General features: G+C 56.7%; 13 protein-coding genes and 1 tRNA gene. 4 read left to right on the plus strand and 10 right to left on the minus strand.

All coding sequences use genetic code 11. The annotated features are described in order from the left end of the window. Positions 1-106: 106 nt before the first annotated feature. Together R1T46_RS18335 and R1T46_RS18340 are read right to left on the minus strand one after the other, a co-directional pair. Positions 107-1357: a DNA repair protein gene (locus R1T46_RS18335; protein WP_317306487.1), complete on the minus strand. Its 1251-nt coding sequence runs from the start codon at positions 1355-1357 to the stop codon at positions 107-109. 213 nt (positions 1358-1570) lie between these two features. Continuing rightward, positions 1571-3637: an NADPH-dependent 2,4-dienoyl-CoA reductase gene (locus R1T46_RS18340; RefSeq protein ID WP_317306489.1), complete on the minus strand. Its 2067-nt coding sequence runs from the start codon at positions 3635-3637 to the stop codon at positions 1571-1573. Positions 3638-3769: 132 nt separating this feature from the next. On the opposite strand from R1T46_RS18340, the gene R1T46_RS18345 reads away from it, so the two are divergent. Further along, positions 3770-4828, plus strand: a complete 1059-nt coding sequence (locus tag R1T46_RS18345) for an AraC family transcriptional regulator (protein WP_317306491.1) — start codon at positions 3770-3772, stop codon at positions 4826-4828. A gap of 206 nt (positions 4829-5034) precedes the next feature. Here R1T46_RS18345 and R1T46_RS18350 read toward each other — a convergent pair. Both R1T46_RS18350 and R1T46_RS18355 read right to left on the minus strand, forming a co-directional pair. After that, positions 5035-5111 (minus strand) — tRNA-Asp (locus R1T46_RS18350). 125 nt (positions 5112-5236) lie between these two features. Beyond that, complete coding sequence (locus R1T46_RS18355) at positions 5237-6268, minus strand: AraC family transcriptional regulator (protein WP_317306492.1); 1032 nt, start codon at positions 6266-6268, stop codon at positions 5237-5239. A 170-nt stretch (positions 6269-6438) separates the two neighbouring features. Between R1T46_RS18355 and R1T46_RS18360 the strand changes: the two genes are divergently transcribed. Continuing rightward, the gene (locus R1T46_RS18360; protein ID WP_317306493.1) at positions 6439-7314 is read left to right on the plus strand and encodes a MaoC family dehydratase; all 876 of its coding nucleotides are present in this window, start codon (positions 6439-6441) and stop codon (positions 7312-7314) included. An 8-nt stretch (positions 7315-7322) separates the two neighbouring features. Here the strand turns inward: R1T46_RS18360 and R1T46_RS18365 are convergent, their stop codons facing one another. The 3 genes from R1T46_RS18365 to R1T46_RS18375 are packed head-to-tail and all read right to left on the minus strand — an operon-like array spanning position 7323 to position 12052. Further along, complete coding sequence (locus tag R1T46_RS18365; protein WP_317306494.1) at positions 7323-8912, minus strand: response regulator; 1590 nt, start codon at positions 8910-8912, stop codon at positions 7323-7325. Positions 8913-8957: 45 nt separating this feature from the next. Continuing rightward, positions 8958-9584, minus strand: a complete 627-nt coding sequence (fixJ, locus tag R1T46_RS18370; RefSeq protein ID WP_317306495.1) for a response regulator FixJ — start codon at positions 9582-9584, stop codon at positions 8958-8960. A gap of 59 nt (positions 9585-9643) precedes the next feature. Further along, on the minus strand, positions 9644-12052 hold the full coding sequence (locus R1T46_RS18375; protein WP_228210815.1) for a Lon protease family protein: 2409 nt from the start codon (positions 12050-12052) through the stop codon (positions 9644-9646). Positions 12053-12219: 167 nt separating this feature from the next. Between R1T46_RS18375 and R1T46_RS18380 the strand changes: the two genes are divergently transcribed. Both R1T46_RS18380 and R1T46_RS18385 read left to right on the plus strand, forming a co-directional pair. Further along, complete coding sequence (locus R1T46_RS18380) at positions 12220-12504, plus strand: hypothetical protein (protein ID WP_036204572.1); 285 nt, start codon at positions 12220-12222, stop codon at positions 12502-12504. Between the two features lie 180 nt (positions 12505-12684). Continuing rightward, complete coding sequence (locus tag R1T46_RS18385; protein ID WP_227664956.1) at positions 12685-13059, plus strand: PilZ domain-containing protein; 375 nt, start codon at positions 12685-12687, stop codon at positions 13057-13059. 6 nt (positions 13060-13065) lie between these two features. On the opposite strand, the gene R1T46_RS18390 is transcribed toward R1T46_RS18385, so the two are convergent. The 3 genes from R1T46_RS18390 to R1T46_RS18400 form a co-directional block, all read right to left on the minus strand. Beyond that, entirely contained in the window at positions 13066-13536 is a 471-nt protein-coding gene (locus R1T46_RS18390) for a flavodoxin family protein (protein ID WP_085681352.1), read from the minus strand. Between the two features lie 37 nt (positions 13537-13573). After that, positions 13574-14626: a recombinase RecA gene (gene recA, locus R1T46_RS18395; protein WP_036204567.1), complete on the minus strand. Its 1053-nt coding sequence runs from the start codon at positions 14624-14626 to the stop codon at positions 13574-13576. A gap of 146 nt (positions 14627-14772) precedes the next feature. After that, positions 14773-15273, minus strand: a complete 501-nt coding sequence (locus R1T46_RS18400) for a CinA family protein (protein WP_228210812.1) — start codon at positions 15271-15273, stop codon at positions 14773-14775. Positions 15274-15539: the final 266 nt, after the last annotated feature.

The raw sequence follows: 15539 nt of genomic DNA on the forward strand, positions 1-15539 counted from the left end.
GGCCGGGGCGGAGCTGATTCATCACCCGAGGGCGTTTCAGCAACCATAGTAACGAAATACGGCCCAATTCTGAAAAAAGATCCCGCAGGAAACCGCTAGAGCTGGGTCAACTGGAACCTTTCGGCTGATGCTGCTCACAGCGATCATCCACATCCGCCCGGAACTCAGCCGGCTGACTGACGCGCATGACAGGCTCACCACAGGGTTTGCCGTTGGTAAGCTTATGATGGCAGACCGGGTGTTCGTAGTGGTCAAGCCATTGCCGGTAGGCGGGCTCATTGAGGCCACAACGTTCAGCGGCGTAGGCCACGGGATTGCGGAAATAGCCCTCAATATCATCGTAAGGCAGGGTAATATGGCCTACCCCGGCGTGGTAGGCCACCAGGAAGACCGAATGGTTTTGCAGGTGATCCATGACTGAATTTTCGGTTGGCGGCTGGTGTCGCAAGTCGTAATTTTCCTGCTCCAGCACCACGATCTTTTCGTCCCTCAGTTCCAGTTCGCGCTGACGACGCTCCAGTTGCTCCCGCAGCAACACCACCTCGGCATCCGCTGTGGCACCCTCGCGTTCATTACGGGCCTCACCACTGGCAATCTGCTCCTGCATCATCAGGTACTGCTCATTGCGCTCAGCAAGGCGTTTTTTTAGCTGCTCATTGCTGAGTTTCTGGCGCTCATACTTCTGCTGGAGTTCCGCGGTTTCATTACGCAGGGCTTGCATCTCATGACGATTTTCACGCTGCAAGTCAGACAGCGCATCGCGATGAACGCTTTGCAGGGTCTTGATGCGAAGCCGCTGCTCCCGGATAACACGAGCAAGCCGAACGCGGTCTTCAGAGACCTCAGGCTCCTCCTGAGAACGGGACTCGGCACCCAACACAGGAATCTCTTCTTCCGGCGCGGGCTCCACCTTGCGGAACCTCAGTGTGTTCGCATCCACGGCGCGCCGAATTGCCTGAAAGTGGTTACTCCCCGGGGTCATATCCGGATCCCAGAAATCCTCGGCACTGGCAGACTTAGGACATTGACTGCGACACACCAATCGGATCGGGCCCGCGCCCATATCCGGGCCCTTGGCACCTTTTCGGGCCAGTTTTTCTACGGGCAGGTTCCAATGGCTGTCGGCCCTGCCCTCCTCATCAAAGTAGATTCGGAAAAAAACCAGCGAGCGTACCAGGAGGTCGCTGCCAAGCAACGCATAAACGGCCTTTACATCGGTATCCGCCAGATCGGAAAGGCCCACGTAGCCATCAAGAAAGGCTCCGAATTCAGACGCACGCATCTGGCGCGACACGTCGCTGCCGTCCATGAAAAACACAGCCGAATAACCATCGTTTGCCTGGTCGGCAGACCCCATTGCTGACTCCCCACTCTCCGAAAACCCGACCGCTACACGACAAACACCCAAAAAGTGTTCCGTTTTCCGTCAGACACCAGGAATCGGCCCTGCACAGTGCGCGGGGCCGGCTTCAAACTGACAGACTTCCGGATAACAGTCTAGCGGGTCAAACCCCTGAAGGTAGAGTAAAACTGCAACGTTTTGTGATCAGAGCCCTCACGCCCATTGCGCTCAGAGCTCCGCTGCCAGGCGGCTACCCTGATTGATCGCGCGCTTGGCATCCAGTTCCGCGGCCACGTCGGCGCCACCGATCAGGTGCACTTTCATTCCGGCGGCTTCAAGCCCACTCTGCAACTCTCGCAAAGGCTCCTGGCCGGCACAGACGACAATGGTGTCCACCGGCAACACCCTATCTTCTCCCTGCTCGGCACCTTTCGGGGTCACGGTAATGTGCAGCCCATCATCATCAATCTTGCGGTAGCTCACGCCCGGAACCATCTGCACCTGGCGATTCTTCAGCGAGGTGCGGTGAATCCAGCCTGTGGTCTTGCCCAGGTTTTTACCGACTTTCGACGCTTTGCGTTGCAGCAGGTATACCTCTCGGGCCGGTTCCGGCACCTCCGGCTCCATGCCCTGAATGCCACCACGATGACCAACGCTCAGATCCACCCCCCACTCACGCATGAAGTGTTGTGGATCCAGTGCAGCCGAGGTGCCCTTGTGGACGATGAATTCCGAGACGTCGAAGCCGATACCGCCAGCACCAATCACCGCCACTTTCTGCCCTACGGGCTTGCGACCCAAAAGCGCATCCAGGTAACCAATCACACTGGGGTGATCCACCCCCTCAATCTCCGGCGTGCGCGGACTGACGCCGCTGGCCAGTACCACATGGTCGTACCCACCAGCCTTGAGCGCATCTACATCCACACGAGTATTCAGGCGTACGTCCACCCCGTGCTTGTCCAGCATGACCCGGAAATAGCGCAGGGTTTCGTAGAACTCCTCCTTGCCCGGTATCCGTTTGGCCACGTTGAACTGGCCACCCACTTCGCTGCCAGAGTCAAACAGCGTAACTTTGTGACCACGTTCCGCCGCAACCGTGGCAAATGCCAGGCCTGCGGGGCCGGCTCCAACCACCGCGATCGCTTTGGGCTCGGCGGTTTTGACGTAGGTCAGCTCAGTTTCGTGACAGGCACGGGGGTTAACCAGACAGGAGGTCAGCTTGCCGCTGAAGGTGTGATCGAGGCAGGCCTGGTTGCAACCGATGCAGGTGTTGATTTCGTCCGCGCGGTCTTCGGCAGCCTTCAGAACAAGGTCCGCATCCGCCAGGAACGGACGGGCCATGGAGACCATATCGGCATCGCCTTCCGCGAGGATCTTCTCGGCAACATCCGGCATGTTGATGCGGTTGGTGGTCACCAGGGGAATGCTGACCTCGTCTTTCAGGCGGGCCGTTACCTTGGTGAACGCGCCCCGAGGCACAGAAGTAGCAATGGTCGGTACACGGGCTTCATGCCAGCCGATGCCGGTGTTGATAATGGTTGCGCCGGCTTTTTCAATTTCTTTCGCCAGCTGCACCACTTCGTCCCAGGTACTGCCATCCTCAATGAGATCCAGCATCGACAGGCGGTAGATCAGGATAAAATCGCTGCCCACACGCTCACGAACACGACGAACAATCTCGATCGGCAAGCGAATGCGATTTTCGTAGCTGCCACCCCACTGGTCAGTACGATGGTTTGTGTGGGTCACAATAAACTGGTTGATGAAGTAACCTTCCGAGCCCATGATCTCCACACCGTCGTATCCGGCTTCTCGCGCCAGAGCCGCGCAGTTGGCGTAATCCTCAATCTGCTTTTCGATACCCGCTTCGTCCAGTTCTCTCGGCTTCAACGGGTTAATGGGCGCCTGAATCGCGGACGGCGCCACCAACTCCGGATGATAAGCGTAGCGACCGGCATGGAGAATCTGCATACAGATCTTGCCGTCGGCCTCATGCACGGCGCGGGTGATCACCTGGTGCTTCTCCGCTTCTTCCTGGGTGTTCATCTTGGCCGCGTGCTGGAACACGGCACCTTCCACATTGGGGGAAATACCACCGGTCACGATCAAACCCGCACCGCCACGGGCACGTTCGGCATAGAAAGCGGCAAGCCGATCAAAACCATTCTTTGCCTCCTCCAGGCCGGTGTGCATGGACCCCATCAGTGTGCGATTGCGAAGACGCGTGAACCCGAGATCCAACGGCTCCAGCAAATTGGGGTAACGTTTAACGCCCGGTGTCGATTCGGTCATGATCTCTCTCCTCTTATTTGGATCGGCGATGCCGTAATATGGGCTATAAATTAGCCATCCAGCCCCTCCCAAACAATATCCCCAAACAACAATTTGATATCCTGTAACAACTTGTCGGACAATGCTGGCATTATGAAATCCAACACCAGATACAAGAACCCTCTCGGCGATATCAGCGTGCTGTACGTTGCCGTCATGGCCCGTGCACTGAGGGCCGAAGGCCGAAACCCCAAAGAACTACTGGGCCGGTTTGGGCTGGACGAACAGGCACTGGGAGCGCCGGCGGCACGGATCAGCATCCCCCGATTCATGAGAATGGGTCAGGCAGCCATTGCCCTCACCGGCACCCCCGCACTCGGCCTAACGATGGGCCAGCTGTCTCGCCCCGTGGACGCTGGTATCGCAGGGCTTGCCGCCCAATCTGCCGCCACAGCTGGCGAAGCCATCAGCACCCTGGTTCATTATTCCTTACTCACCAGCCGCAACAGCAGGGGTGCTCCCTGGACAGCCAGCCAGGGGCGGGAAGCGCACTTTTACTCCATCAAGCCCTACAACGTATTTAATTTTTTCGTGGTGGATTCGGTCCTTGCGGCCTGGGCTCAATTCCTGAGGCTTATTACGGGCCACGACCGGGTCGTTGAACGGGTCAGTATTGAGTACCCTTCCCAGGGTTACGACGAAGTGTTTGAAGAATGGTTCGGATGCCCGGTGAGGTTCGGCGCCGAAGGCAACAGTCTCAGGCTGGCCCCAGGAATAGCGGAGGCCGCTTCGCTACAGGCGCAGGCCGCCATGTTCGAGTCACTGTCAGCGCAATGCGAGTTGGACATGTCACGTATTCGTGCCGGGTGGAGTATGGCTGATCGGGTGAAAGACCAGCTCCCGCCCCTGCTACAGGGCGGCACCCCTACCCTGATGGCCGTCGCCCATAAACTCGGCGTCGCGCCCTGGACACTTCAAAGGCAATTGGCAGAGGAGAACACCGGTTTTCGGGAACTGGTGGACGACACCCGCAAGGAGCTCGCTGTCGAGTACATACGGGAAACACGGGTATCGCTGTCAGAAATTGCGTGGCTACTGGGCTTTGCCAATCCAGCCGCATTTCACAAGGCGTGGCGTCGCTGGTTCAACACCAGCCCGGGGGAACATCGAAAACAGTACCTGGCGGAGCAGGCTGCTAAAGGCATTCTCTAAAAACCTGAAAGCACCACTACAACTCAGTGGCGTCGTCCAGAGCATCGTCATCATCATAGTCTTCAAACTGACAATCCATCAGTTCTTCTTCGTAATCGGACATTATTCGTCTCCCAAGTTTCAAACAGGAAAACGATAGCACGGGCAATATTACAGAGAGATGAATCGGGAATGACAACAAGAAGAGGTAATCAAAGAAGGGAAAATGGCGGAGCGGACGGGACTCGAACCCGCGACCCCCGGCGTGACAGGCCGGTATTCTAACCAGCTGAACTACCGCTCCGCGTAGGTCGGCACCTCGGGCGCAATCAAGGGTGTGACTGCTCGGTGACAACGAGGGCGCATTATAAAGAGGCCGCCCTGCATGTCAACGTTTTTCATGAAAAAAGTTCGGTTTTCGGAAGGCTCTTACATGGCATCAACCATGACATCCTTTCCCTGTGCGGTCTTTCGGTATTCAATGGGTGTCATGCTCGACCAACGCTTGAACGCCCGGTAGAAAGTACTGGGTTCCGAGAAGCCGGTGAGGTATACAATTTCATCAATGGACTCATCAGTCGTTGCCAGCAACTGCCGCGCCAGACGATAACGGAAATCCGCCAACACCTGATTGAAGCTGGTTTCTGCTTCGGTCAGGCGGGTACGCAGGGTTCGGGGTTTAATGCCAAGACGCTCGGCCACGGCATCCAGAGTGACCTCTCCGCTGTCCAGCAGTTCCGCGACAATTCGCTCGACCTGCCCAACGATGTCTTTCTTTTCAAGACGGGCCACCTGCTCACTGGCAAACCGTTCATGGAGATCCAGCAATTCCGGTTCTGCATGAGGCGAAGCATGAGACAGCAGCGTTGCAGGGAAATACAGCCGGTTTTCCTTGGCGCCAAACACAACATCGCAGCCGAGTACGTCGATCACGTGCTCCCGACCATGCTCACGCTGATGTTCAAACTCGATACGCGATGGGTAGAAGCGGTCATCGGTGATCGATTTGAAAAAGGTTATCAGGCCCTGTACGAAGCACTCGTTGAAATGCCGCAGACGGCTGACTTCGCTGGAAGCGGCATCCAGCACCATGCAGGCCTCGTCACCCTCGATCAAGAAGTCGGTATTGGCAGCATCGCTCAACAGGCGCTGATAGTTTTGAGCCCGCCGAAGGCCCTCGCCGAACGTGGGACTGCTCAGAAACAGGTATTCCAGAACCTGCCCCTTGTAGGCCGGTAACAATTGGCCCAGGTGGAGGCCGGCGTCAGGATCGCCCGACACATCCTCAACCACCTGCCAGAAATACAACTGGGCACTGTGAGGTGTTCTTAGCTGCTCGGTGTAGACATAGTCTTCATCCACTCCCAGCCGGGCAAAAATGGCATCGGTATCAATCCCTTTGCGTTTCATGGCCTGATAAATCAAGCGCAACATCACACCCGCATCGCGAAGTTCCTGCATAAAATCCCGCTTTATAGTTGTTTATCAATTGGCTTGGCCGGCCGGACAACCCTTGCTGGCAAGCCAGGTCAATGCTCATACTGGTCGGGTTTGCCAGACTCTGAGACCTTAGTCTTACATTAGAGCATATCAGGCCAGTGACGCACAGGTGTACCAGGAGAGAAAGCAATATGACAGATACTTCAATCTACTACAGTCACCCGCCCGGCCTATGGTCGCTTTACAGCAAGGCCCTACTCCCGAAAAACAAGCCATCCGGCGACGACCTCCAGATACCTGGTCTGTCCGCCCGATTAATCGGCGTCAGTACGGCCAACCATAACCTGAAACGCTACCGGAGGGTATGTGGTTTCAATACACAGGCTACCGTGCCCATCACCTGGCCCCACATCCTTGCGTTTCCGTTGCATCTGAAACTGCTGACCGAAAAAACCTTCCCGCTGCCGCTGCTTGGGCTCGTCCACCTTCGCAACAACATCACGCAGCACCGCGCTATAGGCACTGGGGAAACATTGGACATAGCCGCACGGCTGGACGGTCAGAACAATACATCGAGGGGCCTGGAGTTTGATCTGGTCACCGAAGCCTGGTCCGCAGGGCGGCTAGTATGGGAAGAGACGAGCACCAACCTGTTTCGGCAGCCGGATAAGAGCAAAAATAGCTCAGAGGGAAAGCCTCCCGAACTGCCCCACTACCCTGAGACCATCGACATCAGTGCCGCGGAATCCATCGGTCGGCAATACGCCGGGGTGTCCGGTGACAGAAACCCGATACACCTTCACGCACTGACCGCAAAGGCCTTCGGTTTCCCCCGGGCGATTGCCCACGGCATGTGGAGCAAGGCCCGTGTGCTGGCGTTGCTGGAACAGCAAAGCGGCTGGCGCCCGGACGCGATATCAATCTCCTGCCAGTTCAAGAAGCCGCTGTTCCTTCCGGGAACGGCGCAACTCAACTGGCAGGCTGGGCAAGACGGCTGGGACTATCAGTTACTGAACGCGTCAGGTAACGCCCCTCACCTGAGCGGCGAGATACGCTGGGACAATTGAGGGTGAGGTTACTCCGTCGGCTCTCCGGAGCCGGCAGTGGACGTACAGGGCGAGCCCACGGCCCCGGCGGCCGGCAAGGTAAAGAAGAAACAGGCGCCACCATGCCCGGGTCTCTCAAACCCGATATCACCGCCTTGGGCCTGAATCAGGGATCGACACATGGGCAAACCAATCCCCATGCCTTCTTCCTTGGTGGTGTAGAACGGCAGGAACAGCTTTTCTTCCGCATCGTCCTGCAGACCTACACCGTGATCGGTTACCGCCACACGGACACAACCCGTACCTGACATCGCCACGGTCACTTCGACGGGCTTTACCGACTGAGCGCTGCGAGTGGACTCCAAGGCATTACGAATCAGGTTCAACGCAACCTGTTGTACCTGAATCGGGTCCGCTATGACATCCGGCACGTCGTCGGCCACCGAGATTTCCACACCGCCCTCATTGTTGCGGATATCCACTTCTGCAAACTGGCGGGTATCTTCCAACAGCGCCGTAATCGACAACACATCCTTTCCGGCAGCCGGCTTCTTCATAAACCGCCGGATACGGCGAATCACCTCACTGGCGCGGTGTGACTGGGCTTCGATCTTCTCCAGCGTTTCCTCGAGCAACTCGCGATCTGGCGCTTCCTTGGCCAATACGCGCTTGGCAACGCGGGCGTAGTTGGTGATGGCCGTCAGCGGCTGGTTAACCTCATGCGCCACACCGGCCGCCATCTCCCCCATGGTGGTCAGGCGGGAGAAATGAGCCAACTGCTCACGCTGCTCCTGAACCATGTGCCGGGCGTCGTCCAGGGCGTTTTCACTTTCAAGCTCTGCAGTGATGTCACGGAAGACCACCACCGCGCCATGCAGTTCATCACCATCCAGTTTCGGTGTCGCACGATACTCCACCGGAAACGGTGAACCATCCGCGCGTAACATCTCGATATCGCGCTGGTTCTCCGGAACACCCTTGGTACAGGTGGCATAAACAGGGAGTGACTCACATCCGTGGCCGGCGGTGCGGAAATGGAGATCGAAAAAACCCTCACCAATCAACTCTTCAACAGGCCTGCGCATGATCAGCGCCGCCGCCGGATTGGCGAACACGATGGTACCCCTGGCGTCGAGACCGTAAATACCTTCGCTGATGGAGTTGAGTATGCGTGCCTGATCGTTTTCAAGCTGGCGATTACGGGCCTGAAGCGCCCGTTCAAGGCGGATGACCCTGGCATGGGTTTTCACCCGGGCAATCACCTCCTGGGCCTGGAACGGCTTGGAGATATAGTCAGCGCCTCCCAGGGAGAATCCCCGGACTTTCGCCTGCAGATCATCCAGAGCGGAGAGAAACACCACGGCGCTGTCTGACGTAACCGGGTCTGCCTTGAGGCGTTCACACACCTGATAGCCGTCAAGTTCCGGCATCATGATGTCCAGAAGGATCACTTCCGGCTGATGGCGGCGGGCAAGGTCCAGAGCCTTTTCACCATCGTTGGCAATGAGCAGGCGATAACCCTTGTCTTTCAGGGTCTCATAGAGAACCTTGAGGTTCTGCGGGTTGTCGTCAACGAGCAGAACCGTTACGTCTGTTGTCTCAAGGACAGCATCTGTCATAGAAGTACGGCCGGTTACGATGATGAATGCATGATGCCGGCCAAATCAGCGCGCGTCGATAAGGTCCTTTACGGACAGAACCATACGGACCAGGTGTGCCAGTGAATGCGTGCCCATCTTATGCATCACCCGTGAGCGATGAATTTCCACGGTACGCTGGCTGATCTCCAGTTCGATGGCAATGACCTTGTTCGCCTGCCCGGCAATCATCCGGTCCATGATTTCATGTTCCCGGGGCGTCAGGCTTTTCACGCGGCGCAGGATTTCCTGCTTCTCACCGAGAGTTTTGCGCTGCTCCTTGTCCTGTTCCAGGGCGGCTTCGATTTTCTGGAGCAGGGCCTCTTCACGATAGGGTTTCTGAATGAAATCGACCGCGCCCTCTTTCATGGCATCCACGGCCATGGGGACATCACCGTGCCCGGTGACGAAGATAATTGGCAGGATGGAGTGCTTTTCATTCAGTTTCTTCTGGAGTTCCATACCATCCATGCCCGGCATGCGGATATCCAGTACGATACAGCCGGCCATTTTTTCGGAGTAATCCTTGAGGAATGCGCTGGCATTGTCATAAGTCTTGACCGGCTTGCCATCGGATTTCAGCAGCAGTTCAAGAGAATCACGAACCGCCTCATCGTCCTCAACTACGTAGACCGTTTGCTGGGTATCAGTCATGTGCCTTGTCTCTCCTTTCAATGACCGCCGATCACACTTGTGAAACCGGCTGATGGCTCTCAGTGAATCGACGGATCTTTGTGGTCGTCCCGGGCATGCTCCTGACGCTCATGCTCGCGCATTTTTTCCAGACGTTGCTGGATAATGCCAAAAACGCTCTGCTTAGGGTACCTGCCTTTGTCATCAGCCTTGCCTGCCGGTTTACCGAGCAACAGCGTAATTGCTTCCTCGGCACGGCTGACCGCATGCACGGCAAACTGTCCATTGCGAACAGCCTGGACAACCTCCTGCTCAAGCATCAGGTTCTGGACGTTGGTGGAGGGTACGATCACCCCCTGGGTGCCAGTGAGTTCCCCGGTCAGCCTGCAAGTGCTGAAAAAGCCTTCAACCTTCTCGTTCACGCCACCAATGGGCTGAACCTCTCCGAACTGGTTCACCGACCCGGTAATCGCCAGGTCCTGCCTGACAGGCAATCCGGATAACGCAGACACCAGGGCGCACAGTTCCGCCAGCGAAGCACTGTCACCGTCCACTTCGCCGTAGTTCTGTTCGAAGGTCAGGCTGGCCGACAGATGCATGGGATCCGTAACGGCAAAATGGGCAGACAGCCAGGAACTGAGGATCATCACCCCTTTCGAGTGAATATTACCTCCCAGCTTGACGTCCCGTTCGATATCCATCACACCGCCATCTCCATAATAGCAGGTAGCGGTGATACGGTTGGACAAACCAAACTCGAATCCGCCGGTAGAGAGCACTGACAACGCGTTCACCTGCCCAACACAGGTGCCCGTTGTGGACACCAGCGTGGTGCCATCGCGGATGGAGTCGTAAAACTGATCACGGATACGGCTGCTGCGATATTGGGCGCTCTCCAATGCCTGATCCACATGGGAGTTCTGGATCAGCTTTGCCCCCGCCTGTCTCGCCCAGTAATCAGATTCCCTCAGCAGATTGGCGATATCCGCTGCGTGCAGCGACAGCCGATCCTGATGTTCTGCCATGCGCGAACTGTGCTCAATCACACGTGCCACGGCTTTGTTGCTGCAATGCAGCAGCTTCTTTTCGTTCACCAGGCTGGCGATGAACTTGGCGTACAGGAGCTGGCTCTCGTCCGTACGCATCATCTCGTTTTCAAAGTCTGCGGTGACCCGAAACAACTCAGCGAACTCGGGGTCGTATTCCTGCAACAGCATCCAGGTTTCCCGATCGCCAAACAGTACGATCTTTACGTCCAGCGGAATCGCTTCGGGTTCCAATGAAATCGTGCCTGACAGGGTCAGCTCCCGTTCCAGCGAGTTGATCTGGATGGACTTGGATCGCAAGGCACGCTTCAACCCGTCCCAGACAAATGGCTGCTCAAGCACCTTGATCGCATCCATCAGCAGATACCCCCCGTTGGCACGGTGAATACTGCCAGGGCGTATGAGCGAGAAGTCGGTAAACACCGAACCCTTGAAGGTTACGCTTTCCACGTAGCCAAACAGGTTGTGGTAGGTGGGATTGTCCTCGACCACAACCGGCACTTCGTCGGTTTTCTGGTGAACCAGCACATTGACCAGATAGCGCCGGGGCATTTTTTTATCCAGCGACGCATAGGCGATGGCCGCCTGCTCTTCATTGTCTTCCAGAAAAATTTCCAGGCTCTCGGACAGATCCTTACGCACTTCCTCGAAGTACGAAACCACCTCCGGCATATCCCTGTATTTCTCGATCAACTCGTCGATCTGGTGTCCGGAGATGCTTTCCAGCGTCTCCTCGTTGAGTGCCTGCTGGCTTTCGGCGTATTCCTGCTCCCAATCCGCCAGTTTGCGTAGGGCCTGACGCAGCTTCTTCTCGAGCTTGTTGATATCATTCTCGAACTTGTCCCGCTGAGCTTCTGTCAACGCCTGGAAGGATTCAGCGGTATGGGGTTCCTCGCCATTCATCGCCACCAACCGATAGCCGCCGGGTGTCGTAATATTCAGGCTGACCTTCTTTCGCTTGGCCTGGGCTGCCACCTTCTCCAGTTCATCTTCCTGCTTCTTGCCATACCCGTTTTTCAGCTGCTCTGCACGCTCAAGGAAACTGTCGCTGTCGAACGTCTGGGGGATCATCTTCATCAGACGCCCCATCAACTTTTCCATATCCTGTTTGAGCTCGGTGCCCTTACCGGCGGGCAACTGAAGAACACGGGGAATTCGCGGTTCCTCGAAGTTGGCGACATAACACCAGTCGTGGCTCTGATTCTCAGTGTCCACGTGATGCTCCAGATAACGGAGCATCATCGTGCGCTTGCCTAAGCCGTTACGGCCCACGGCATAGACGTTGTAACCGCCATGGGGCATGGCAAGCGCAAAACGCACCGCTGCCTGGGCCCGATTCTGGCCAACAATTTCCGCCAGGGGCTCGAGCTGTCGCGTGGTCTTGAACGGTAGATCTTTTAAAACACAGGCTTTGTAGAGCTGGTTCAGTGACAGTGACTTCAAGGTTCGGTCCTGTAACGGTATGAAAGCATTTTGGTGTTGGCCGCTCATTGTAGAATCTGGGGCCGGCCCTGTCGCGCTCTCGCTAAAGATTTAGCCCAACTTGTCGATAAATTGATCAATCGGGCATAATAACAGAGGCCTCAACCTCAGGGCGGGACACTCATTCAATGGATATTTATCGAAATCAGTCACAACCGTTGACGGTGCTGGAGTCACTGCGAAAACGCAAACCCTTTACCGCACCGCAGCCGCAACAGGCGTCGCCGTCGCCGGAAAAACCGCAGGGTGACCGACGTGTACAGCCGGATCGGCGCCGGGCGCAGGTGGCCTTTGAAGGGCCAGACCGCCGCAAGAAGCGGTCCAGGCGCAGCCCGCGATTACTGAACCCGAAAACCGGCAAGGCCGCTCCCACCGAAGACCGCAGGGGGCGACTGGTCAGCACCCAGGCCTGAACACCATGTCATTAGGGGCATGATTTTGCTGTCGGCACACTGCAGCCCCATTTTGATAACCCGGTCACAGTTCTTCGCTTGGTCATTTTTCAGTCACCATCGTGGGCACTAGACTTCAACGTCCCGGTGGAAGAACGGGCCAATAATAATCACAAGATACGCAACGGATGCCAACGTATGATGAGTGATTCCGCAGACCGCAGAATCAAGGACCGCTACCCTGCCATGTGCCTGAAGGTACAGCTGCAGGAGCGTGGCTTCTTTGGTCGAGGGAAGAATTCAACCGCTGTCACCTGCCTGGACCTGAATCGCTATGGCATGGCGGTGCTTTGCCCTAGGCCAGTAGAGTCTGGCGCCCGTCTCTATATGGACTTTCATGGCAAGTACATCCGCGAATCCCGTGTCGCCGCCCGGGTGATCAGTTGCCAGCCCTATCAGACCGGTTACCGGGTAAGCATCCAGTTCAGCTACTGTTTCGACAAAAAGGGGTATTCACGAACCGTGGACAATGCCCTTTCCCGCATTGAAGGCCTGTACAACCGCTACGCCAGCTAAGCCTTCCTAGAACAGCCCGGCATCCAGGCTGGCGGCCATGTAGAGCCCCAGTTCCCGGCACTGATCCTCGAATTCGTCCCGATAGTCGCCATGACAGAGCAATGGCTCCTGCACCAGCCGCCAACGCAGGCCCGTGGTGATGGAATCGATAGCGCGATGGGTGCCGGTACCGTCGAGACCGGCGCGGATGTAGAAGGTGAAGGGCAAACCCTGGGTTTTCTCAAGGCAGGGGTAGTAACTGCGGTCAAAAAAATCCTTTAACGCACCACTCATGTAACCGAGGTTTTCAGTGGTGCCGAGGATAATGGCATCGCAGGCCAGAACATCTTCCGGGCCTGCTTCCAGCGGAGGGAGCACGGTCACTTCCACGTTTTCTATGTCTTCGTGTTGTGCGCCCTGTTCTACCGCTTCCCGGAGCTTGAGGGTATTCCGGGAGGGAGCATGGGCGACAACCAGCAATTTCTTCTTCGCATCCATACCACCTCCCCGATAGTGCGGGAACTAACCACAGAGCTTAAAGAAGCTCACCGTTCGCGTCTGCTGTTGCCTCTTCCTTTGCCGCTTCTTCTTTCTTGGCCGGCTTGGGCATCAGCTTGTCACGCACCGCAGCTTCGATCTCATTGGCGATCTCAAGGTTCTCTTCCAAAAACTTGCAGGCATTGGCCTTGCCCTGGCCGATCTTGTCGCCCTTGTAGGCGTACCAGGCGCCGGACTTGTCCACGAAGCCTTCCTTCACACCCATATCGAGCACTTCGGCCATGTGGTAGATGCCCTTGCCGTACATGATCTGGAACTCGGCCTGCTTGAACGGCGGAGATACCTTGTTCTTGACCACTTTCACTCGGGTTTCGTTGCCCACCACTTCATCGCCGTCTTTAACAGCACCGATGCGGCGAATGTCCAGGCGAACGGATGAGTAGAATTTCAGGGCGTTGCCGCCGGTGGTGGTTTCGGGGCTGCCGAACATCACACCAATTTTCATGCGGATCTGGTTGATAAAGATCAGCAGGCAGTTGGCATGCTTGACGTTACCCGTCAGCTTACGCAGCGCCTGGGACATCAGGCGGGCCTGGAGACCAACATGGCTGTCCCCCATCTCACCTTCAATCTCGGCCTTGGGCGTCAGCGCTGCCACGGAGTCCACGATGATGACGTCAACAGCGTTGGAGCGCACCAGCATGTCAGAGATTTCCAGCGCCTGCTCACCGGTGTCCGGCTGGGATACCAGGAGTTCATCCACGTTCACGCCCAGTTTTTCGGCATAGACCGGGTCCAGGGCATGCTCCGCATCCACAAACGCACAGGTTTTTCCAGCCTTCTGGGCCTCGGCAATCACCTGCAGGGTCAGCGTGGTTTTACCAGAGCTTTCCGGGCCGTAGATCTCACAGATACGACCATAAGGCAGACCGCCTATTCCCAGCGCCACATCCAGGCCCAGGGAACCGGTGGATACCGCAGGGATCGCTTCCCTGGGCTGGTCGCCCATCTTCATGACGGCGCCCTTGCCGAACTGGCGTTCGATCTGGCTCAGTGCTGCACCCAGTGCTTTCTTGCGGTTGTCTTCCATCGTTGCAAACCCTCTGTCGCCAATGCCGTTATCGGGACGGGAGCCCGGCGGCCAAAATCATGGACTGCGGAACCCGGAAAAACCGGACTCCTGTATATTTGAACAGTATTAAAACACAACACGAAGGCAAGACCAACCCCTCCGTTTCAGGGCTTTTCCAGAAAGCCCCTAACTCCCTGTAACACATAAAGAACCGCCTGGCGCCGAACCTGATCACGGTCACCCTGGAACTGCTCAACCACCGCTTCGGTGTCAGCCGGAGAGCGCCCCCAGGCAAACCACACCGTGCCTACCGGCTTGTCGTCACTGCCGCCACCAGGGCCCGCCACGCCACTGATCGCAACAGCCACATCCGCACCCGTGGCCGCCAGGGCACCAGCAACCATTTCCCGTACCACCGGTTCGCTAACTGCTCCGTGCTCCCCCAGCGACGGTTCAGTCACACCCAGCAAGCCCCTTTTTGCATCGTTGCTGTAGGTCACCAGTCCCGCCAGAACGTAGGAAGAAGAGCCCGCGCGGTCGGTCAGCACCTTGGCAACCCAGCCGCCAGTGCAACTTTCGGCAGTGGCTATCGTAAGCTCGCGTTGCATTAATACGTCAGCCAATTGCGTGCCGGCTTCCGCCAATGCCTCGTCAGTCAGTGGCATAATGATCTCCTTCGTTTCATCATGGCGGTTATTTTCTTACAATCCCTGCCTTCACATAAAGCCAATGGATCCGGAACCGTTCATGTCAGCAGCCCAGACCGATCTGTCCCACCACACCCCGATGATGAGTTGGCGTTTTAATGCTGTTTTTAAAGTAAAAATTGCTGGATCACCCCTAAAACCTACACTTTAACCTACACTAATATTCGGTCTGCCCTTGCAGAAATGCTGCTCGACTTGGCCTGAATCTGAATCTCTGACTCGTT

The organism is Marinobacter salarius, from assembly GCF_032922745.1.
Taxonomy (GTDB): Bacteria; Pseudomonadota; Gammaproteobacteria; order Pseudomonadales; family Oleiphilaceae; genus Marinobacter.